We start from the raw sequence: 20,613 nt of genomic DNA on the forward strand, positions 1-20,613 counted from the left end.
GGAACATGCTCTACGTTGAGATACTCGGAAACCTGCCGGAGATGGCGAGGGACGAGGTAAAGGCGATGCTCGAACTCGGGGGAGGGAAGATAGTCGGCCAGGACTACCTCTTTCTAAAGGTTGACGCTCCCGAGAGGGCCTTCCTCTTCCTCGACCGCCTCGGATTGGCTCACGAATACGGTGAGCTACTGGTGGAGGCAGAGTCCGTTGACGAGCTCCTCAGGAAGGCCAGAGAGGTGGATTGGCCGATTGAAGGCACGTTTAAGGTTGACACCGAGACGATGGCCAACTGCAGGCACGACGTCCTCGACCTGCCGAGGAAGCTCGGGGCGGTGATTCACTCCCAGGGCCACCGCGTGAACCTCTCAAGGCCTGACACGCTCGTCCGCGTTTACTGCGGTGAAAGGCTCTACGCGGGGATAAGGCTACGCTTCTTCGACCCCAAGGACTTTGAGAGGCGAAAGGCCCACCACAGGCCGTTTTTCCGGCCGATTTCGCTCCACCCGAGGGTTTCGCGCGCGCTGGTGAACCTGACGAAGGCCACCAAAGAGCTCCTCGACCCCATGATGGGAGCCGGCGGGATACTCATCGAGGCTGGCCTGCTCGGGCTCAAGGTTTACGGCGTTGACATAAAGCCCGAGATGGTTGAAGGGGCCGAGATGAACCTCCGGCACTACGGCGTGAAGGATTACGAGCTGAAGCTCGGCGACGCGACGAGGCTCGAAGAGCTCTTTCCAGGGAAGGAGTTCGAGGCGGTGGCGACGGACCCTCCCTACGGAACCGCTGCGACACTCGCGGGAAGGAGGCGGGACGAGCTCTACAGGGCGGTTTTGAGGAGCATCCACAGCGTCCTTAAACCCGGAGGAAGGCTCGCGGTAGCGTTTCCGACGAGCTTCGACGGAAAGGGTGAGGCCGAAAAGCTCGGCTTCAAAACGCTCGGACGCTACTACCAGAGGGTTCACAAGAGCCTTGAGAGATACTTCTACGTGTTCGAGAAGTGAAAGGGTGTCCTGAACTGATTACCAATCCAAAAAGTTTTTATTGTTCTTGACTACATGGGTAAATTATGAGACGCGGCGTGTTGCTCTTGGCACTCCTGCTGTCCCTTCCATGGGTTTCGGCATGGAACGCCACCTTTCAGTTTCACCCGTCACCTGGCCAGGAGCTCGACGACATTCTAATTAACTACACCTCGGAGTGCTCATCTTGGGTTTTCGGAACCTTTGATGATGGGAGTCTTGTTCAGGATTTTGCGTTTCCCGTAAACGGCAGTGGAAGCGTTGACCTCCAGGACTATCTGGATATGGGGGTTCCTTCCAACTCAACGCTCTACCTGGAATCAAACTGTGAGCTTAACGTCACCGTCCATCCACGCTACGGGATTTACATGCACCCTCCCGAAGTTAGAGCGCTCTCAACGGAGTTTCGTCTTGTTAAAATACCCTTCAAAAAGACTGGTGAAGGCAGGTTTGAGATTGAAACACCCTGGAAACTTGTTGCGGTTTACTTGGAGAGCCACACTATCTACGACAACGGAACCTATGTTTCCAACCTACCCCTAAGGGTCGAGGTCTCTTGGGAAAACCAAAGCGTTCTAAAAACACCTGAAGGGAGGGGAACGTATTACTGGGTGGATGTAAGCGATTGGAAGCCCCGTGGGAGGGTTATCCTTAAGCTATCGGGCAGGAGAGCGAAGTACATAGACAGCGCGTACGGATATGCCCTCGTTCCCCACAGGGAGAAAAGGCAGTGGTGGCTTGTCTACAACTACAAGGAAGGTTATTATTTTGGAGACGGCAGGCCGTGGAGAGAGATTCTAATCAAGCTGGAGTTTCTGTGGAAGGGCGAAGACTTCACGCTGGCCAGCTTCGTTACACAGGAGGAAGAAAAGCTAAGCCTCAAAGTGGAAGGTGGAAGGGTGTGCCTCGAAGGGCCCCATCTGAAAAAATGCGGTTCCAGAATACCCCGAGGTGCCCTAAAGCTCACTGTGGGCTTTCAAAGCGGATACCTGTGGGTTCTTGGCGGGGGAAATGTGTACTTCAACGAATACACCGGAACGGAGGCTGCCGCACTCATAAACCTCCTCTGGGGAGTACCAAAAGACGACAGATACAGCGTAGAGATTCACGCAAAGGATAGCTCCTACTGGAAGCCAAAGAAAAGGATGGAAATCGGATTGGCCGAGATTCTCGGCGGAAGTGCACTGGTGATATCGTTGCTGGCGCTTTACCTGTCGAGGAAGCATTAGTCCTCAAGCCAGATTTCGAGCCTCTGCTTTCCCTTTCCGAGGCTGGAGCGCTTGAATTTCTTCAGGTGGCCGATTTCCTTTATGTCCCTCACGTGGGTTCCCCCGCAGGGAATGACCTCGAAGTCCCTTATCTGGGTGTAGCGGGTGTCACCTTCCCACCATATTCTCATCTCTCCGCCTTCGTCAACGAGCCTGTTGAAGGTCTCGATTATTTCTTGCTTCCACTTGTTCACGTTCTCCGGGTAAACGATGTCGAGCCTGCCCTTCTCGGCGCTCATTCCGCTTCCGTAGGGCTCCCACTTCTCGGGCAGGACGACGTTGAGGACGTGCTCGAGGAGGTGCATGGCGCTGTGGATTCTCATTAGCTTGTAGCGGTAGTCCCAGTCGAGCTTGAGCTCAACCTCGTCACCGGGCTTGAACTTCTCCGGTTCCGCAACGACGTGCCAGACGTTGCCTTCATCGTCCTTGTAGACGTCCAGAACCTCAACGCCGTTTATCGTTCCCCTGTCGTGGGGCTGGCCTCCACCGGTCGGGTAGAAAATCGTCTGGTCGAGGAGCAGGGCGTCCTCCTTCACTTCGAGAACCTTCGCCTTGGCCTCCTTGAGGTAGGCGTCCTCGTAATAGAGCTTGCGGGTCATTTAAACCACCGTAGAAAAAGAGGGCACCGAGGTTTAAATGAATATCGAAAAAGGGAAGAAGGAAATCACTTCCTCCTCCTGAGGAGGAGCGGGGCTATGGCGAGTCCGACTATCGCGGCCGGTCCGCAGATTCCGCCCTTCTCTCTGGCAGTTGACGTCGGAGTAGTCGAGCCCGCGGATGGCTTGCTCTCGGCTATGTTGAGCTCCTTGGTGACGACGGCCTTGTTTCCGTAGAAGTCCTCGGCCACTATCTCAAGCTTGTACTTGCCTGCCTTGAGTCCCGGAAGCTCGACGATGTAGAAGGTGTCGCCGGGCTTTCCGCTTGAGGGCTCGGCCGGGAACTCCTCAACCTTGCCGTACTTGACGATGTTGCCGTTCGAGTCGTAGAGAACCGCGTAGAGGTCCCTGATGCCAAGGTTGTCCTGGGCGGTGAAGTAAACGGTGAACTGTGAGTCGGGCTTGGGGTGGCTGGGCTGGAGGTAGGCAATCTGAACGACCGGCTTCTCGGTGTCCTTTCCGGTGTCAACGACGAGCTGGGAGACTCCCTGTGGAATCGTCACGTTGAGGAGCATGTAGTACTGGCCGGCTATCTCCCTTGAGGCTATAACCTTGTAGGTGACGTTGGTGACGCTCGGGTCGACCTTGGCGTTGGCCGGAACCGGGATGACAATCGGGCCGGTAACGCTGTTGTTGAGCTCGTTGATGAACTTGAGGGCGGTTCCAAAGCCCGTCTGGTGCTTGAATATCATGAACTCCTGCGGAACGGGGACGCTGATGAAGTCGCTCCTGACCTTGTCGTTCTCAATCTTGACGGGGGTGTAGGGCATTTCTACGTTGCCGTTCTCATCTATGACGACCAAGTTGCTTCCGTACCAGGTCGGGCTGTGCCTCGGGTTGGCCGGTGGGTTCGGCTCCTTGTCGGGAGCACCGGTCGAGGTGAGGGTGAGGAAGTAGTGCTTGTGACCCTCCTTGTCAATGTAGAGCCAGTACATGTCGTGGTGAATGTGGCCGCTCATCGTGAGCGGGATGTTGTACTTAACGACGTCCTCAAGGAAGCGCTTCGCGACCTCCTGGTCGGCACCCCAGTAGCGACCAACGTACTCCTTAATCTGGTCCCAATCGGTGCTCGGGTCAAGGTCCTTGATAACACCGCCGAGGTAGTTCCAGCGCGGGTTGAAGAAGTACGGGTGGTGGTAGAGGACTATCGGAATGTAACCCTTGTGCTCGTCGAGAACCTTCTCCATCCACTCAATCTCGTCCATCGTCGGGTAACCGCGGTCTCCTCCGGTGTCAAGGCCGATTATGATGAACTTGCCGATGGTGACGTAGAAGTACTTGGGGCCGAGAACCTGGGTGTAAACGGTCGGCGGGTCGTCGTGGTTGCCCTTGATTCCAACGACAGGAAGGCCGGAAGCGGAGGCGAGCTTGGTTATGTTGTAGATTATCTGGTATCCGGTAACGTCACCGCTCGTGTCAACCTCATCACCGGTGTTTATCATTATGGTAGCACCGTTCATGGCCCAGTACTGGTAGGCGCTGTAAGTTGCCACAACGCTGTGGAGCGGAATCGGGTTCGAGCACATCTCCTCAAGCTTGTAGACGTTGCTCTGGAAGTACTGGTCGCAGACGAAACCGACCTTTGCACCGGTGGTGACGTGGGTGTCACTCGTCCAGGCAATCTTGAGGGTCTTCGGCCACTCCTTGAAGACCTTGAGACCGTTCGGGAGAACGAGGGTTCCCTTGTCGGTCTTTATGAGGAGGAAGTAGTCATCCGGGGCAATGTCGTCGGGGGTCTGCAGGGTGATGGACTTGTCGTCCTTCGAGACTATCTGAAGGTCGTACGGGCCGTGAAGGATTGAAACGGCAGTCACTGACTCAACCTGAAGGCCTTCCTTGGGGTAGAGCTTGAATGTGCCTCCAGGAATTGCGAAGGCCGGAACAACGGGCGCGGGCAGGTAAACGTAGTCGCTGTAGGTCGTTGAGTAGTCCTGAGCCAGCGCTGGAACCGCTCCAAGTGCAGAAAGTGCGGTCGCAAAAGCTATTAACAGAGCCAACAGCCGTCTGGCCATGGTATCACCGTTGAGAGGGGAGAGAATGCTCTTAAAACCTTTCCCGTTCGAAACCTGTCCAAAGGGACACCATTTAATGTCCCTTTTGAGTCTTCCCTGTCAAAAAAGATACCATGTGGTCGGCCGTTGCGGAGCGACCACCGAGGTGTCTATAGAGGGAGTGCATCTCCAGAATTCTGGCCCTTAGCTTCTCCTCCGGTTTCACGAGGTAGCGCGTGAAGAGGACTGCCATCTCAACGAGCAGGCAGTCGGCCCTGCTGAACGGTCGGAGTGGCGGAGTTCCCTCGATTTCGCCCTCTGGAATCAGCTCACAGAGCAGAACCTCTGTCTCGCCGAGTTCATCTTTCCAGCGCTCAACCTTCCACTCCACCCGCCCGTAGAGGCCGGGAAGGCCTTTAATCCAGCGGTGACCTTTCACCTCAACGAACTCCAGCTCGACGGGAAGGTTCAGAGCGGTTCTGACGAGCAGTTCGGGGTCGTTGGTGAGCTGAAGTGAGGCCTTACCGGTTTCAAGAACCTCGCGAAAGCTTTTCCCGGGGAAGAGCTTGAACCTCAGCCTTTCGCCCTCCCGGACGACGCCAACGGGGGTAACGTTCGAGCGCGTGACGAGAAGAACCTCGTAAACCTTCCCCTCCTCGAAAACGTCGAGCATTCCTACCACCGGGCCAAATGGAGGAGAAAAAATCAGAGGTTCTGCTTGGGGAGGACGATTATGTCGTCCCTGTCGATGTAGAAGGTAACCGGCTGGGTCGGCCTGAGGTTGGCTATCTCCTTGTCGCTTATGGCTCTGGCTATGATTCTCGTCTCGCCGAAGAGGCCGACGACCTCGGTGAAGAAGCCGTAGTACTCGATGAGGTCAACGGTTCCCTCGAGCGAGACGGTGTTCTCGCCGGGCCTGAACTTTATGCGCTCCGGCCTTATTACGAGGACGACGTTGTCGCTCTTCTCGGTGTAGTGGAGCCCGTCGAGGCGGAAGCTCTCAAACTCAACGGTGACCTTATCGCCGTTCCTCTCGACGACCTTAGCCGGAATGACGTTGGTCTTGCCCATGAAGCTCGCCACGAACTCGGTCCTCGGCCTCTCGTAGATGTCCCTTGGTGTTCCGACCTGCTCGACGGTTCCGACGTTCATGACGGCAATCCTGTCGCTTATGGCCATTGCCTCCTCCTGGTCGTGGGTGACGTAGATGACGGTGATTCCGAGCTCGCGCTGGATTCTCCTGATTTCCGAACGCATCTCAAGTCTCAACTTGGCGTCAAGGTTGCTCAACGGCTCGTCAAGGAGGAGAACCTTCGGCTCGACAACGAGCGCCCTAGCTATTGCCACACGCTGCTGCTGTCCGCCGGAAAGCTGTGTGGGATAGCGGTTCTCGAAGCCCTTGAGCTTGACGAGCTCGAGCGCCCACTCGACCTTCCTCTTGATTTCCTCCTTGGGCACCTTCCTAATCTTGAGGCCGTAGGCGACGTTGTCGAAGACCGTCATGTGGGGCCAGAGGGCGTAGTTCTGGAAGACGAGAACGGCACCGCGCTGGTAGGATGGGAGGTAGGTGACCTCCTCGTCGCCGAAGTATATGTGCCCGCTGTCGGGGTAGTCGAGGCCCGCTATAATCCTCAGGGTCGTGGACTTTCCACACCCGCTCGGGCCGAGCAGGGTGAAGAGCTCCTTGTGCTTTATGTGAAGGCTTATCCCCTTTAACGCGGTCGTTCCATCGAAGGTTTTCACGATGTTCTCAAGCTTAACGTCAACCATCTCAATCACCACCTCAGGTAAGACCGATGAACGAGTACCTCTGCTTGGTTATGATGTTGGCTATAACTATGGCCGTTATCTGCACGAGCATGAGGAAGACACCGAGGGCCGCGGCGAGGTTGGCGCTTCCAACGGCTCCGATGATGAGCTCCCTCATCTTGGCGGTTATCGGGTACCAGGTAGAGTTGATGGAACCGAGGGTGATGCCGACGCTGGTCTCGCTCATACAGTAGACGAAGCTCAGCATCGCTCCACCGAGCAGGTTGAGGGAAATCATGGGAAGGAGTATGCTGGTGAGGGCCTTCCACCTTCCGGCGCCGAGGTTCATCGCCGCCTCCTCAAGCGAAACGTGGACCTGCTGAAGGCCGGCGGAAATCGAGCGCGCCGCGAATGGCAGACGCCTGATGGAGTAGGCCAGTATGAGCGCCGCTCCCGGGAAGAAGTACAGCAGGTTGGTGGGGTCAAGGATTGTGCCCTTGAACGGCGGGACCGTCGAGAAGAAGAAGAAATAGCTCATTGCTATGACGATTCCAGGAACCGCTATTGGTATGGTGGCAAGGCTGTCGAGTATCGGGGCGAGCTTGGCCTTCTTGAACCTGCCGGAGGCGTATGATGCGGTAAGAGAGAGCAGGATGATGATGAATATGGCCACGGTCGAGTAGAGGAGGCTGTTGATGATGACGCGCTCTATGTCGGGCTGGGTGATTATGGCCTTCATGTTCTCGAGGGTGAACCCGCTCGGCCAGGTGCCGTACCAGGTTTCCGAGAAAGCGAGCAGGACGACACCAATCTGCGGGAAGATGGTTATCAGCAGGAGCGGGACGGCGACGAACGCGATGATAAGGGCCTGCCACGGCTTGGGCTTGGCAACCCTCGGCTTCCACCTGCCACCCTTGCTGAGCATGGCGTACTGCTTGAGGCCAACGTACCAGCGGACGGCGAGGAACATTATGAGGGCGATGGTGAGCATTATCAAGGCCAAAGCCGCCATCTGCGGGTTGCCGACGGCAAAGCCGGAGACGAAGGAGCTGTAAATCTGGTAGGACATGAGCTTCTTGGCTATGGCGCTTCCCTGGAAGACTATCGGCGCGGCGAGGTCCTCAAGGCTGAAGATGCCGACGAGTATCGCACCGGCCATTATTCCCGGCATCGCGAGGGGAAGCGTGACCGTTCTGAAGAGGTGGAAGCCCTTGCTGCCGAGGTTCTCGGCCTGCTCCTCGAGGCTTGGGTCGATGTTGATGAAGCTCGCGTAGGCGTTGAGGTAGACTATCGGGTAGTAGGTTATCGTCTGGGCGATGATGACACCGACGAGACCATCAATCCATATCGGCTTCGGGAAGAGGTGCAGGTGCTCGTAGAAAATCCAGTTGATGATTCCATCCGGAAGGAACATCTTCTTGACAACGACGACGTTGACGAAGGGGGTAACGAGGAGCGGGATGAACAGGAGGATTCTCATTATGTTCTTGCCCGGGAAGTCGTAGCGGGCCATTATGAAGGCGAAGAACGTTCCGAGGAGCGTGGTCAGAATCATGACGCTTATCGAGACGATTATTGAGTTGAGGATGACACCGAAGTCCCAGCCCGAGAAGTGATAGACCTCCTGCCCTCCGTAAATCGTTGTCTTGACGAGGTATCCGTCCGGGTGGAAGTTCACATAGTAGCTCGAGCTGAGGATGCTCTTGAACCAGTAGAGGGAGATGTGTCCGTTGTACTTGAAGGCCGTTCCGAGCATTACTATGACCGGAATCACGAGAAACGCCACCAGGTAGAGCAGCGGGAAGAGGAAGGAGACTATAACAACTGGGTCCGGCAACGGGGTTCCGAAGAGCTTTTCACTCCACTTGCTGACCTTCATTAGCGTTACCTCCTCGCGGTTTTTAACCACTCGCAACTACCTTAGGATTTGCGGGCTCGTTTTAAAGGTTTCTGAAAAGAGTCTGGAAAGTTTGGGGAGAGAGAATGGCTTTTCTTAACTTTGTCCTGTCAAAATGAAGAAAAGAAAGGTCAGCTTCCTTCCATCTTTTTGAGGTCGTCCATGACCTTCTGGTATTTGGCCTGGGCGGCGTTCCTCCACTCCTGGGTGAGCTGGCTCTGGAAGCCGGCGTCGGTGGCAATCTTGTCGTTTATCTTGGCCGCGTACTCCTCGGTGAAGGTGACCATCTTGCCGGTCTCGGGGTCCTTGAACTGAATCGGTGCGGTAAGCTCGTCCTTGAGCTGCTCAAACTGCTCCTTGGTTATCTTGCCGTTCTTGTAGGCGTTGACTATGGCAATCCAAGCCTGGTGGAGCGGGCCGTTGACGTCAATGAGGGTGGCCTTGAAGTAGTACTGGAGGGCGTTAACGGTCTTCAGAGCCCTGTTGTCGTCGAACGGAATGCCCTTGCTCGAGATGGAGAGTTTGTAGGCCTTGAGGAGGGTCGGGCGGGCCTTGGCAAAGGTCTCGCCGGCGTACTTGCCCTTGAAGAGAACCTTCGCCTCCTCCTCGGTGATGGTCTTGTTGAATATCTCGGCGTTAATCGGAAGCCTGTTGATGTCCGGGCTCATCCAGACGGCCTGACCCTCGGTAAGAACCCAGTAGATGAAAGCCTGAGCCGCCTCGGGGTGCTTGCTGTACTTGAGGAGCGCTATCGGGTCACCGTTGATGATACTCTCCCCCTCGGGGATAACGTAAACACAGTTCGGGTTCTGCTTCATGGCGGTGTAGCCGTAGAAGTCGATGGTGTTTCCGGCGGCAATCTCACCGTTGATGACGGCATCCCTGACGGCATCGCTCGCCTCGTAAACCTTGGAGTTGGCCGCGATGAGGGTCATAATTCTCCATCCCTCGTCCCAGCCAAAGGCCTGGAGGATAATCTGGTAAATCCTCGTGTTCGAAGTGCTCCTGGTCGGGTCGGCTATACCGTACATCGGCGGGTCGCGGGCCCAGTCGGCGGTGGCTATGTCCTCCCACTTGTGCGGGAACGGGAGCCCCTGCTTCTCGAGAACCTGCTTGTTAACGGTGAAACCGAACGATGAAAGCGCGGCGGCAATCCAGTAGACCTTACCGTCCTCCTCCCTAATCATGGGCATTCCGGCAAGCTCCTTGGGAATCTGCTTGCCGATGAGACCGAGAACCTTCTGGTCGGTTATCGGCGCGAGGTAGCCCATCTTGTACATGTCGTCGAAGAGGGTCGGGCCTCCACCCCAGCCGACGTCGGCGCCCTTCTTGATGTACTCAGGCCAGAGGGACTCGGGAACGCCTATGAACTTCAGGTCGGTGATGTGGTACTGCTTCGCAATGTCGCTCTTGAGGAAGAGCTCCTTGACCTTGTACTGGATTGTGGCATCGTGTCTGGTGACGATAACGAGGGTGATTCCACTGGTTCCACTACTGCCGCTGCTTCCTCCGCTAATACAGCCGCTGGCCACGACGCTGAGACCCAAAACGAGTATAAGGAGGATTCCAAGCATGCGCCTCATGGCAATCCCCACCCCTTTTTCGGACTCCCTTTAAAAAGCGTGTTGGTTCAAAGGTATAAAAAAGAGGGAAATCACTTCCTCCTCCTGAGGAGGAGCGGAAGGACGGCAAGACCAACGATGAAGGCCGGGCCGCAGATTCCTCCGCTGCTTCCGCTTCCGCTGCTCTCCTCGCTGGCCTTGGTCATCTCAAGGCTCCACTGGAGGATGTTCGTAATGACGGTCGGGCCGTCGAGCTTGACGCCGTAGTACTCGCTCGCCCACATGGGCTCGTAGCCGCCAATCGGGGTCTCACCGCTGACGATGATGACATCGTTCTTGCCGTTGACCTTGACAATCTGGGCGGCGACGATTGGGAACTCGCCGGTCTGACCGGCCTGGTAAGCGTTTGCAGCTGGAGCGTTGTTCTCGGTGATGTCAGAGCTTGAGTTGGAGTGGATTATAACGTAGGCGTTGTCGGGCTTGACGTCTGGCTTGAGCGGGTGCCAGTCACCGCTTCCATCCTTGCCGTCAACCCAGGCAACAACGCCCGGACCGTGAGCGAGAACCTTACCTCCGTACTTGAGGTTCTGAACGAGTATCTCCCTCTTCGGGGTGTCCTTCCAGGGGTCATCGTAGGCAACGACACGGTAGGACTTTCCACCTGCGTTGCTCTGGGCATCCTCAACAGAGGCGAGGTCAACACGAAGGTTGGTTATGTTGAGCTGGTCGAGGAGGCTGTTGACGAACTGCTGGGTCTTGGCACCGTTTCCGTAGTCGGAATCGCCGGCGACCCAAAGAACCTTGCCGCCTTCCTCAAGCCACTGCCTTATGGCCTTAATCTCCTCCGGGAGGAGCGGGCTGCTGGGCTGGCCAAGGATGAGGATGGTAACGTTGTTGTTCTTGAGCGCGTCGTAGGTGATTTTGTCACCGAGCCTCTTGATTCCAAGGTCGCTTTCGTACTTGGGGTCGCCGAAGTAAACGAAGGTGTAGTCCGTCAAGGTCTTAAGCATTCCCTGCGTCAGAACCTTGCCCTTGTAGGTAACGTCGTCGAGGCCCTTGGGGTTCTCGCCGTGGGCGAGGTCCACCGCTATAACCACCTTGCCGGTGTCAGCGGCGCTGACCGCTGGGCTGGCAACCACCCCAAAAACCGACAGCAGAACGACTGCCGCCAGGAACATTGCAACCTTCTTCATGGTATCACCGTCCCCTTTAGCGATAATGCGGTTATAAATCTTATCGCCCGAAAGTTTAACAGGGCGGAAAAACTTCCGCAAAGCCCTTAAAGCCTTCTGCCGTTTCAGGCTCAGGTGGTAGTGATGGACGTTGAGGAAAAGATTCAGCTCATAAAGCGCAAGCCGACGGAGGAGCTCCTCACCGAGGAGAATCTTAGGCACCTCTTCGAGGTTGGAATCCCGATGCAGCACTACATCGGCTTCGAAATCAGCGGTTACATTCACCTCGGAACCGGACTCATGGCCGGAGCCAAGATAGCCGACCTCCAGAAGGCCGGGATAAAGACGAGGATTTTCTTAGCCGACTGGCACAGCTGGATAAACGACAAGCTCGGCGGTGACTTGGAGACCATTCAGAAGGTCGCCCTCACCTACTTCAAGGAGGGAATGAAGCAGAGCATCAAGGTTATGGGCGGAGACCCCGACAAGGTCGAGTTCGTTTTGGCCAGCGAGATACTTGAGAAGGGCGACTACTGGCAGACGGTGATAGACATCTCCAAGAACGTCACCCTCGCGAGGATGATGCGCTCGATAACGATAATGGGGCGCCAGATGGGCGAGTCAATAGACTTCGCCAAGCTCATCTACCCGGCGATGCAGGTGGCTGACATCTTCTACCAGGGCGTCACCATAGCCCACGCCGGAATGGACCAGAGGAAGGCCCACGTCATAGCCATCGAAGTTGCCCAGAAGCTCCGCTACCACGCCCTCGAGTGGAAGGGCGAGAAGCTCAAGCCCGTTGCGTTACACCACCACCTCCTCCTTGGCCTGCAGGAACCGCCGGTCTGGCCGATAGAGAGCGAGGAGCAGTTCAAGGAACTCAAGACCCAGATGAAGATGAGCAAGAGCAAGCCCTACTCGGCAGTTTTCATTCACGACAGCCCCGAGGAGATTAAGCAGAAGCTCAGGAAGGCATTCTGCCCGGCGAGGGAAGTTAAGTACAACCCCGTCCTTGACTGGGCCGAGTACATAATCTTCCGCGAGGAGCCGACGGAGTTCACAATCCACCGCCCGGCCAAGTTCGGTGGCGACGTCACCTACACCACCTTCGAGGAGCTCAAGAGGGACTTCGCGGAAGGGAAGCTCCATCCGCTCGACCTCAAGAACGCGGTAGCGGAATACCTCATCGAGCTCCTCAAGCCGGTTCGCGAGTACTTCGAGAAGCACCCTGAGCCCCTTGAGCTGATGAGGCAGGTCAAGATTACCCGCTGATTTTCCTTTCCCTTTGCCGGTGATAAGATGCCAGGGATTGACGAAAAGGACAGGGAAATTCTGAGAACCCTCCGCTCAAACGGCAGGATTACGCTGACCGAGCTCGGAAAAAGGGTCAACCTCTCCCCAGCAAGTGTGAAGAGCAGGCTTGAGAAGCTCGAAAGGCTCGGCGCGGTTAAGGGCTACTCGGCGGTGATTGACCCGGCATTCCTCGGGAATCTCGTTACAGCCCTAATCTTCATCAGGCTCAAGGACGTTGACCCCTACACTAGGAGCATGCTCCGCGAGCTTGCCTCACTCGACAACATCGAGTTCCTCTACCTAAAAACCGGAGACCACAACGTACTGCTGAAGGGAGAATTCAGGGACATGGATGAGCTCAGGGAGTTCCTGAAGAGTCTGAAAAAGACCTTCGGCGTAAACGCGCTCTCAATCGAGGCGAACCTCGTCGTCGAGGAGCTCAAGAACTGCTGGCTCGCCGATGAGGACGCCTCCCGACTCTGAGGTGTGATGAGTGGACGGCTGGCCGAGGCGGTTAAGATGCTCTTCGTAATCAGGTCCGGAAGGAAGAAGAACGAGCTTGAGGCCTTCTTTATCGAGAACGAGCCAGAAAAGCTGAGCGAGATGAAGAACCTGAAGGCTGACAGGATATTCCGCCTCATAATGAGAGAGGGAAGGCTCTTCAAGGTCCTGGAGGGGAGCAACTACCGCAACCCAAAGGAGATTGAAAAGCTCCTTCGCCAGGCGAGAATCGTTCTCGTCAACGCGGACGAATGGGAGGACTACTTTAAGAGAAGGCTCCAGAACAAAAGAGTGGAAAAGGCCGAGCTGTGCCGTCTCTGCCTCCTTGAGGGCAGGATAACAGTCCTGACGCCCGGCAACAGGATAAAGTACCGCAACGAGTACATCTGCGAGCGCTGTGCGGAGGATGAGCTGAAGAGGGAGCTCAGGTTTAGGTTTAACAGCATAGCGATGTTCGAGCAGGCCAAGAAGCTCCTCGACAGGTTTAGAGACCTCGATAAGGTTTTGTATGCCTTCGACCCGCGCTTCGACCCGACGAAGCACCCGGAAGTTACCAAGTGGGACGAGCTGAAGGCCAAGCACGTCAAGGTCGAGAGGGTCAAGGTTGACGAGCTCCCGCTTCCGGAGAGGTTTAAGGAAGTTCTGAAGGCCGAGGGCGTGAAGGAGCTCCTCCCCGTTCAGAGCCTGGCCGTCAAGAACGGCCTCCTTGAAGGGGAGAACTTACTCGTCGTTTCCGCGACTGCGAGCGGTAAAACGCTAATCGGCGAATTAGCTGGAGTCCCCAAGGCGATGGAGGGCAAAAAGCTCCTCTTCCTGGTTCCGCTCGTGGCCCTGGCAAACCAGAAGTACGAGGACTTTAGGAGGAGGTACTCAAAGCTCGGTCTCCGCGTTGCCATTCGCGTTGGCATGAGCCGTATAAAGACCCGGGACGAGCTTGTGGTTGTGGATACCGGAATTGACGCCGACATCATAGTGGGAACCTACGAGGGAATAGACTACCTGTTGAGAGCAGGAAGGAAGATAGGCAACGTTGGAACGATTGTGGTAGACGAGATACACACGCTCGACGACGAGGAGCGCGGGCCAAGGCTGGACGGACTGATAGCCCGCTTGAGGAGGCTTTATCCAAAGGCCCAGTTCATAGGCCTGAGCGCTACCGTTGGAAACCCCGAGGAGCTCGCCAAGGAGCTTGGATTAAAGCTCGTCCTCTACGACGAGAGGCCGGTTGATTTGGAGAGACACATCATCATAGCGCGCAACGAGTCGGAAAAGTGGCGCCACATAGCCAACCTCTGCAGGGCGGAAGCGATGAGAAAATCCAAGCAGGGCTACAAGGGGCAGACGATAGTTTTCACCTTCTCAAGGAAGCGCACGCACGAGCTTTCGGCCTACCTCACGAGCAGGGGCCTCCGCGCGAAGCCCTACCACTCCGGTTTGCCCTACAAGCAGAGGAAGCTCACCGAGATGGAGTTTTTAGCCCAGAGGCTCGACGTCGTCGTCACGACCGCCGCGCTGGGAGCGGGCGTGGACTTTCCAGCGAGTCAGGTCATCTTCGAGAGCCTCGCCATGGGCAACAAGTGGCTCTCTGTTAGAGAGTTCCACCAGATGCTCGGGCGAGCTGGAAGGCCCCTCTACCACGAGAAGGGTAAGGTTTACCTCATAGTCGAGCCCGGGCGAAAGTATTCTGCCCAGATGGAGGGCACCGAGGAGGAGGTTGCCTTCAAGCTCCTTACCGCGCCGATAGAGCCCGTAACTGTGGAGTGGAGCGACGAGCTTGAGCAGGACAACGTTCTTGCTCATTCCTGCGTCTTCAACAGGCTTGACGTTATCGAGGAGGTTCAGGAGCGCTGCTTGGGGGCCAACCAGAGCGCCGAGAAGGTCTTGGAGAAGCTGGAGGAGTTTGAGCTCGTAAGGCTCAAAAAGCCCCTCGTCGAGGTCACGCCCTACGGAAGGGCCGTTAGCATGAGCTTTCTGCTTCCGAAGGAGGCTGAGTTCATAAGGAGGAACCTTCGGGAGAAGCCCGCAAGGTGGATTGCGCTCAAGCTTCACCCCTTCGAGAACCTGTATCTAAGCGGAACGCTCCAGCGGGAGCTTGAGGGGGCCGTGAGAGGCAGGATAAGCGCCAACGTCTTCTCGCCGAGCTTCGCCTCCATTCTCGAGGAGCTCGACAAGGTCATCCCGGAGCTTAGCCCGAACGCGGCCGAGAGGCTGTTCACGATTTATCAGGAGTTCTTCATGTGCGGTGAGGAAGACTGCACAGAATACGCGATGGAGCGCGTTGGGAACCTCATAATCGAGCTTCGCAGGAGCGGGAAGCACCCGACCCAGATAGCGGAGCACTTCAGGAAGGTTTACGGGCTGATAGTTTACCCGGGCGACGTCTTCACGTGGTTAGATGGCATCGTCAGGAAGCTTGAGGCTGTTGAGAGAATCGCGAGGGTCTTCCGCGTGAGGAGAGCGGAAGAAGAGGCAAAGCTCCTCAGAAGGGAAATAGAGGAGGGGAGAATTATCCGGAGTTAAAGAGGGCAAATTAAAGTGACACCCTCTTGATGAGGGCAGAAACGATTTTAGTACTTCATATCAAGGTATCCTAGGTGAGTGTAATGCGGCAGGAGATGGTCATTGTCTTGGAGCATCCTGAAAGCGGAGTACATCAAGAATTTAAAATTAGTTCAAAGAATGTTGAAGAGTTACTGCATTTTTTCAGTGTGTTTTCAGGGAAGTGCCGTAATCAGCTACCCAGTTGGAGATTTGTAGAACTCCGCCCTACACGTCCGCATCCCAACAAGTTTAAGCTACTTTTGAGACTTCTCCCAATCACGCATTATCTGATAAATCCATTTGATTTTGTTGAAAGTGTGAAAAATGCTGTTGGAAGTAAGTACCCGCCCCAGTTAATTGAGAAAATAGCCTTACTGTTCGAACCATTGTGCATGTTTGATTCCATGAGTGGAAGTTATATTATTATGCCCCCAGCACTATCTGTGAGAGAAAACGAGGGTGTCTTGGTTGTAAGCAGGGAAAAGGAGTATCTCAAACACTGCAGGAATATAGTTAAGGGGAATACGAGGGACAAAGTTGTCTGGTTTGTGCTGTATCATTGCCCCCATAGCCCTGCAATTATTCAGAAAGGAAACGTTCTAATAGAAAAGCGTGTCAGAGAACTTGGAGATAATATGAAACTTGTGGAGGTAGAAGTGTCTGAGGGGGAAAATTATATCGAGCGTTTCAGGGATGTGATTGTAGATGGCACTAGGCATGTGGATATGAGCACTCGCAAGTTACGGTTTGGTAAGAACGGAAAAATTCTAATTGATTTGAAAACCCCTCCAGAGGATGCATTCAAAATCTTGAGAACAGAACTCTCCCGTGATGTGGTGAAGCGTGACCTCAATATTGTGAAGTTGTTTAATTCTTGCCTTGTTTGGCCCAATACTGGTAAACTTTGCCTGCATACTAGAAAAATCCACGTGTGGCCAAAAGGTACCGGGGCAGTATCCCTCATAGTTGCTGAACTAATGCACATAGCTGATGCAGAAGTTCAGACGAAAGAACAATTTGTCTTTTCGCTAGTTGAGAGAGTTCCTCACAAGATTTTCAGAGATAACAGTGCAAAGGAACTCCTAAGGGTGTATTCCCAGCTGCAGGAGTTCTTTACAAGCAGGGAAGAACTGGTATTCTCCGAAAGCGTTCTTCCCCTCTCTCCTGACAAAATAATTCTTGTGATGAAACCAGTTTTCAGCAATCAGATAGTTCCAATAGTGGTCGCAGATGCTGTATTGGCAAGAGCCACATCCACATCGGTACTTCCTGGAACTGGAGAACCAATTCAGAGAGTTCAGCTTGAGTTTATACTTCCATGGGTGAATAGGAGGGTAGTCACTAACCTTCAGCTCGATGAATTTGAGTTGTTAAAATCTATATGGGACAAAACTTCAACAAGAAAAATAGGGGAGAACCTTCACACCTGAAGAATCATCTGGGCGGGGTCGCGGATTGCCGGACCGAGGCCAAGGACGTAAACGGCCAGGTACCAGAAGCGCCTCTCCTCCTCGTCCTGGACGAGCTCCTGGAGGGCGTAATAGACCACGATGAGGATTAGGGTTATCCAGGGGTAGTAGATGTAGGCCCCGAACCAGCTTACGAGATGGCTCTCAATCCAGTGGACCTCCCGGTAGCCGTAGAAGTGGATTCCAACCACAGTTGAGGCTATGTCGAAGTAGTGGGCCAGGACAGGATAGAGGTAGAGCCTGTCAAAGGGCCTCCACCTGTAGAAGGCGAGAACGACGGCCCAGCTGACGGCGGTGTGGATTAAAGTCAGCTCGTAGGGGCGCCAGTCCTTGGCGTGAGTGACGAGCACGTAGTTCGCCCAGAGGGCCAGAACCGTTCCCCAGACTATGGTGACCTTTGGGTAAGTCCTAAGCTTTGCATCGGCAACTATCGCCGGAACTATGAGGATGAACGCCGTGAAGAAGATTCCAGGGGTTAAGATTAGCGGGTTCTTCGGCAGAATGCCCCCGTCGACGAGCGCCCTGACCGTTGCTCCAAAGACCACCATCGGCGTTACCGCCCAGAACAGCCTCTCATCAACCTTGATTTTCAGGGGCTTGATTATGTAGCGGTAGGAGTAGATGACTCCGAGACCGAAGAGCAGTGCGTAGACGAAGGTGTTGACCGCGTTGTAGCCGCTCCTCGTGAACATGGGCTCCCAGAAGTAGTTGTAGAAGAAGTCCCACAGAGCCTTCTCGATGCCCATTTTAACCACCGGCTCCCGTTGGAGTCGAACCTTATAGGCCTTTTGGGACAACTTATTAAAGCAAACCACCGTAGGTTAACCGAGGTGATAGCATGTACGGTCATCCCGTTGAGCCCGCGCTTACCGGGCTTGGAACCCTTGCCCTCTTCGGATTTCTCTTCGCGCTCTTCGTCGCCGGACTAATCCTGGCCTTCAGCGCGAAGCTCGTCGGCATAAAGGACGCGTCCATAGTGGGTGCAATGGTGGCCATCGTCGGCGGTGGAATCCTCGGCGCGATAGTGGGGGGAATCGTGGCGCTTGTCTTCGCGATAGCCGGCCCAATGGGAATAGCGCTCGGCTGGCTCGCCTTCATGGTTACCTACGTCTGGGTCATCAAGGTGGTGTTCCACACGGACTGGCTCAGGGCGTTCCTGGCGTGGCTGATAGCGATAGTGGTTGAGCTCATCATAGCCGGATTCCTTGGCCTCGCGGGGGTTGCGACCCTTGGAATCCTTCACCCCTGAGTGGAAAAAGATAAATAGAACCTCCGCGAAGGATGAACGATGCCGGGCTTTTTCCAGCCAGTTGAAGAAATCAGCGGGATAAAACCCTTTGAAGGATTCCCGGTTGAATTCAGCCGGGGCTCGCTGTCGGCCCTCGTTTCGACGGACGAGTTAGCGGGTTCTATACTCGTTCACACCTTCCTCAGCGAGGCGCTCAAAGCTGGAAAGGCCTACCACGTCGGGCCCAAGAGGGCATTTTCTCCCTCAATCCTGAGGGCCCTTGAAGTCGAGCCGTCCACCCTATTATCGGCCAGCGTTTACAGCGCCGATGAACTCCTTCAGGCCCTCGATTACGTTGAAGACGGCTCAACGGTCCTCGTTTCCCAGTTTTCTGCACTAAGGGGCGTCTCCGGGGAAACCATTCTTGAGCTGAGGAGAAAAGCTGACGATGGTTCGCTCACGCTAGTCCTCCACCACGAAACCCTTACCTTCAACGAGCTCGACCTTCCGGGAGAATTTGCCCGGCTCTTCCTCCTGCCCGAGCTCTTTGATTCCCTCCTCGTCCTGAGAACCAGCTCCTACCGCGGGCACTACAAGCTGAACGCCACCGTCCTCAAGGCCCCGCCCGAGCAGATAGCGAACCTTGGAGACCACTCGATTCCCGTTGACTCGCTCGTCAAGGTCATCACCGGTAGATGACGACGTGCCCGAAGCCAAGGGCAAAGCGGAGGTACAGGAGGGACGCGAAGCAAACCAGCAGGATTCCAAGGGCCAGATAGTCCCTTCCCTTCATCGCTATGTCCTGGTAAAAGGTCCTCCTCCTGCTCGCCCCAAAGGCCCTGCTCTCAAGGGCTATGCTGAGCTCGTGGGCAGTTTTGAGCGAGGCCACGATGAGGGGAATCAGGATTGGAATCGTCTTCCGAATTCTCTCCAAAAGGTTTCCCCTGTCGAGCTCAAGCCCTCTGCTCCTCTGGGCGTCCATTATCGTGCCCGCAATGCCGTAGAGCGTCGGGATGTAGCGGAGCGCTATCGTGAGGGTTAGGCCAAGCTCGTAGGGGAGGCCGAGCCTGACGAAGCCGAGTATCAGCTCCCTCTGCCTCGTCGTCATCAGGAGCTGGAAGGTTATCAGTCCAAAACCGAGCAGGCGGAGCGAGAACGAGACGCCGAGCAGAAGGCCGGTAAGCCTCGGTTTGTAGACGAGCGGCCAGATTACGACGGTTAACGCAACGATGAAGAGGAGGGGCTTTAGGAGCCTCAACTGCTCCCCGATTCCCAGTCTTCCGAGGAGCCTGCCCGAGAGCAGGATGAGCAGGAACAGGGGGATGAGAACCTTCGGGTCGTTGAAGAGCATCAGCGAGGTTATTCCGATGAGCATACCGATTATCTTGACGCGGGGGTCGAGCGAGTGCAGGAGCGAGTCCCTTTCGACGTAGAACTGGTAAATCACTGCCTAACCCTCCCCGCAAGCTCCTCAACGCTTCTCACGAAGCCGGCGCCAAGTTTTTCCGCAAGGACGAGCAGTTCGGGCATCTCAAGCCCGTGGCGCTCAAGGTCAAGGCTGAAGAACTCCTCAACCGGGCCATCAAAGGCCTTCTTCCCGTTCTCAAGGAGAACCACGCGCTCGGCGAGCTCGAGCACCAAATCCATGTCGTGGGTTATGAGCAGAATCCCGTGACCATCCTCACGGAGCGATTTAATAGTCTCGACAACGCTCCTCTCGGCCTTCCAGTCGAGTCCCGTCGTCGGCTCGTCAAGGATTAGGTACTTCGGCCTCATCGCGAGCACACAGGCTATAGCCAACCTCTGCTTCTCCCCACCGCTCAGGGAGTACGGTGTTCTCTCCTCGAATCCCTCAAGGCCAACCGCTCCGAGGGTCCAGCGAACCCGCTCCTCGACTTCCGAATCATCCAGTCCAAGGTTCTTCGGCCCAAAGGCGACCTCCTTGAAGACGGTCTCCTCGAAAAACATGTGCTCGGGGTTCTGGAAGACGTAGCCGACTTTTCTGCTCAGCTCCGCCACTGTGTGCTCCCTCGTGTCCATCCCGTCCACGAGAACCCTTCCTCTGGTCGGCTTCAGAAGGCCGTTGAGGTGCTTGGCCAGTGTCGTCTTCCCGCTACCGTTCGGGCCAACTAACGCAAGGATTTCCTCCCCAAAGACAAGGTCTATTCCCCTGAGGACTTCCCGCCCGTTGTAGGCGAAGTGAAGGTTCTCTACCCGTATCATCCCACACCTACGGGAGCGCTAAGGCTTTTAAAGATAAGCCCCAT

The 20,613-nt window shown here is 55.5% G+C and carries 18 protein-coding genes; 8 read left to right on the plus strand and 10 right to left on the minus strand.

All coding sequences use genetic code 11. From position 1 onward, the window contains the following. The first annotated feature begins 5 nt into the window (after positions 1-5). Both BD01_RS03315 and BD01_RS03320 read left to right on the plus strand, forming a co-directional pair. Positions 6-1,001 (plus strand): TIGR01177 family methyltransferase, encoded by a 996-nt coding sequence (locus BD01_RS03315; RefSeq protein WP_042693130.1) that lies wholly within the window; start codon positions 6-8, stop codon positions 999-1,001. Positions 1,002-1,087: 86 nt separating this feature from the next. After that, complete coding sequence (locus BD01_RS03320) at positions 1,088-2,248, plus strand: hypothetical protein (protein ID WP_156927376.1); 1,161 nt, start codon at positions 1,088-1,090, stop codon at positions 2,246-2,248. Here BD01_RS03320 and BD01_RS03325 read toward each other — a convergent pair. The 7 genes from BD01_RS03325 to BD01_RS03355 all read right to left on the minus strand — a co-directional run bounded on the left by BD01_RS03325 (position 2,245) and on the right by BD01_RS03355 (position 11,335). Beyond that, positions 2,245-2,886: an alanyl-tRNA editing protein gene (locus BD01_RS03325; RefSeq protein WP_042689999.1), complete on the minus strand. Its 642-nt coding sequence runs from the start codon at positions 2,884-2,886 to the stop codon at positions 2,245-2,247. The two genes, BD01_RS03320 and BD01_RS03325, sit on opposite strands and share 4 nt — an antisense overlap. 65 nt (positions 2,887-2,951) lie before the next feature. Beyond that, positions 2,952-4,955: a metallophosphoesterase gene (locus tag BD01_RS03330; RefSeq protein WP_042690001.1), complete on the minus strand. Its 2,004-nt coding sequence runs from the start codon at positions 4,953-4,955 to the stop codon at positions 2,952-2,954. 73 nt (positions 4,956-5,028) lie between these two features. Then, positions 5,029-5,607, minus strand: coding sequence for a DUF447 domain-containing protein (locus BD01_RS03335; RefSeq protein ID WP_042690005.1), 579 nt, complete (start codon positions 5,605-5,607; stop codon positions 5,029-5,031). A gap of 32 nt (positions 5,608-5,639) precedes the next feature. Continuing rightward, the gene (locus BD01_RS03340; protein WP_042690008.1) at positions 5,640-6,704 is read right to left on the minus strand and encodes an ABC transporter ATP-binding protein; all 1,065 of its coding nucleotides are present in this window, start codon (positions 6,702-6,704) and stop codon (positions 5,640-5,642) included. Positions 6,705-6,717: 13 nt separating this feature from the next. After that, positions 6,718-8,562: an ABC transporter permease gene (locus BD01_RS03345; protein ID WP_042690010.1), complete on the minus strand. Its 1,845-nt coding sequence runs from the start codon at positions 8,560-8,562 to the stop codon at positions 6,718-6,720. 149 nt (positions 8,563-8,711) lie between these two features. After that, positions 8,712-10,163, minus strand: a complete 1,452-nt coding sequence (locus BD01_RS03350; protein WP_042690012.1) for an ABC transporter substrate-binding protein — start codon at positions 10,161-10,163, stop codon at positions 8,712-8,714. Between the two features lie 71 nt (positions 10,164-10,234). Further along, positions 10,235-11,335, minus strand: a complete 1,101-nt coding sequence (locus tag BD01_RS03355) for a CGP-CTERM sorting domain-containing protein (RefSeq protein WP_042690014.1) — start codon at positions 11,333-11,335, stop codon at positions 10,235-10,237. 123 nt (positions 11,336-11,458) lie between these two features. Here BD01_RS03355 and BD01_RS03360 point away from each other — a divergent pair, with 123 nt between their 5' ends. The 4 genes from BD01_RS03360 to BD01_RS03375 all read left to right on the plus strand — a co-directional run bounded on the left by BD01_RS03360 (position 11,459) and on the right by BD01_RS03375 (position 17,079). Then, entirely contained in the window at positions 11,459-12,586 is a 1,128-nt protein-coding gene (locus BD01_RS03360) for a tyrosine--tRNA ligase (RefSeq protein ID WP_042690018.1), read from the plus strand. A 27-nt stretch (positions 12,587-12,613) separates the two neighbouring features. Next, on the plus strand, positions 12,614-13,090 hold the full coding sequence (locus BD01_RS03365; RefSeq protein ID WP_042690020.1) for an Lrp/AsnC family transcriptional regulator: 477 nt from the start codon (positions 12,614-12,616) through the stop codon (positions 13,088-13,090). A gap of 36 nt (positions 13,091-13,126) precedes the next feature. Continuing rightward, complete coding sequence (locus tag BD01_RS03370; RefSeq protein WP_042690023.1) at positions 13,127-15,628, plus strand: DEAD/DEAH box helicase; 2,502 nt, start codon at positions 13,127-13,129, stop codon at positions 15,626-15,628. A gap of 83 nt (positions 15,629-15,711) precedes the next feature. After that, positions 15,712-17,079 (plus strand): hypothetical protein, encoded by a 1,368-nt coding sequence (locus tag BD01_RS03375; protein WP_042690025.1) that lies wholly within the window; start codon positions 15,712-15,714, stop codon positions 17,077-17,079. Here BD01_RS03375 and BD01_RS03380 read toward each other — a convergent pair. Then, a complete protein-coding gene (locus BD01_RS03380; RefSeq protein ID WP_042690028.1) occupies positions 17,070-17,864 on the minus strand; it encodes a DUF63 family protein in 795 nt (264 codons plus the stop codon). The genes BD01_RS03375 and BD01_RS03380 overlap by 10 nt on opposite strands. A gap of 92 nt (positions 17,865-17,956) precedes the next feature. Between BD01_RS03380 and BD01_RS03385 the strand changes: the two genes are divergently transcribed. Together BD01_RS03385 and BD01_RS03390 are read left to right on the plus strand one after the other, a co-directional pair. Next, entirely contained in the window at positions 17,957-18,367 is a 411-nt protein-coding gene (locus BD01_RS03385; protein ID WP_042690031.1) for a hypothetical protein, read from the plus strand. A 39-nt stretch (positions 18,368-18,406) separates the two neighbouring features. Further along, a complete protein-coding gene (locus BD01_RS03390) occupies positions 18,407-19,045 on the plus strand; it encodes a hypothetical protein (protein WP_042690033.1) in 639 nt (212 codons plus the stop codon). On the opposite strand, the gene BD01_RS03395 is transcribed toward BD01_RS03390, so the two are convergent. Then, entirely contained in the window at positions 19,032-19,793 is a 762-nt protein-coding gene (locus BD01_RS03395; protein WP_042690036.1) for an energy-coupling factor transporter transmembrane component T family protein, read from the minus strand. The genes BD01_RS03390 and BD01_RS03395 overlap by 14 nt on opposite strands. Further along, the gene (locus tag BD01_RS03400) at positions 19,790-20,569 is read right to left on the minus strand and encodes an energy-coupling factor ABC transporter ATP-binding protein (RefSeq protein ID WP_042690038.1); all 780 of its coding nucleotides are present in this window, start codon (positions 20,567-20,569) and stop codon (positions 19,790-19,792) included. Before BD01_RS03400 ends, BD01_RS03395 begins: the two co-directional genes overlap by 4 nt. Positions 20,570-20,613 lie beyond the last annotated feature (44 nt).

Source organism: Thermococcus nautili, from assembly GCF_000585495.1.
Classification (GTDB): domain Archaea; phylum Methanobacteriota_B; class Thermococci; order Thermococcales; family Thermococcaceae; genus Thermococcus; species Thermococcus nautili.

What these genes read in the sequence shown, in the direction of transcription:
- BD01_RS03315 (WP_042693130.1), top strand. Translation starts at nt 6, where the DNA reads ATGCTCTACGTTGAGATACTCGGAAACCTGCCGGAGATGGCGAGGGAC.
- BD01_RS03325 (WP_042689999.1), bottom strand. Translation starts at nt 2,886, where the DNA reads ATGACCCGCAAGCTCTATTACGAGGACGCCTACCTCAAGGAGGCCAAG.
- BD01_RS03330 (WP_042690001.1), bottom strand. Translation starts at nt 4,955, where the DNA reads ATGGCCAGACGGCTGTTGGCTCTGTTAATAGCTTTTGCGACCGCACTT.
- BD01_RS03335 (WP_042690005.1), bottom strand. Translation starts at nt 5,607, where the DNA reads ATGCTCGACGTTTTCGAGGAGGGGAAGGTTTACGAGGTTCTTCTCGTC.
- BD01_RS03340 (WP_042690008.1), bottom strand. Translation starts at nt 6,704, where the DNA reads ATGGTTGACGTTAAGCTTGAGAACATCGTGAAAACCTTCGATGGAACG.
- BD01_RS03345 (WP_042690010.1), bottom strand. Translation starts at nt 8,562, where the DNA reads ATGAAGGTCAGCAAGTGGAGTGAAAAGCTCTTCGGAACCCCGTTGCCG.
- BD01_RS03350 (WP_042690012.1), bottom strand. Translation starts at nt 10,163, where the DNA reads ATGAGGCGCATGCTTGGAATCCTCCTTATACTCGTTTTGGGTCTCAGC.
- BD01_RS03355 (WP_042690014.1), bottom strand. Translation starts at nt 11,335, where the DNA reads ATGAAGAAGGTTGCAATGTTCCTGGCGGCAGTCGTTCTGCTGTCGGTT.
- BD01_RS03360 (WP_042690018.1), top strand. Translation starts at nt 11,459, where the DNA reads ATGGACGTTGAGGAAAAGATTCAGCTCATAAAGCGCAAGCCGACGGAG.
- BD01_RS03365 (WP_042690020.1), top strand. Translation starts at nt 12,614, where the DNA reads ATGCCAGGGATTGACGAAAAGGACAGGGAAATTCTGAGAACCCTCCGC.
- BD01_RS03370 (WP_042690023.1), top strand. Translation starts at nt 13,127, where the DNA reads ATGCTCTTCGTAATCAGGTCCGGAAGGAAGAAGAACGAGCTTGAGGCC.
- BD01_RS03375 (WP_042690025.1), top strand. Translation starts at nt 15,712, where the DNA reads ATGCGGCAGGAGATGGTCATTGTCTTGGAGCATCCTGAAAGCGGAGTA.
- BD01_RS03380 (WP_042690028.1), bottom strand. Translation starts at nt 17,864, where the DNA reads ATGGGCATCGAGAAGGCTCTGTGGGACTTCTTCTACAACTACTTCTGG.
- BD01_RS03385 (WP_042690031.1), top strand. Translation starts at nt 17,957, where the DNA reads ATGTACGGTCATCCCGTTGAGCCCGCGCTTACCGGGCTTGGAACCCTT.
- BD01_RS03390 (WP_042690033.1), top strand. Translation starts at nt 18,407, where the DNA reads ATGCCGGGCTTTTTCCAGCCAGTTGAAGAAATCAGCGGGATAAAACCC.
- BD01_RS03400 (WP_042690038.1), bottom strand. Translation starts at nt 20,569, where the DNA reads ATGATACGGGTAGAGAACCTTCACTTCGCCTACAACGGGCGGGAAGTC.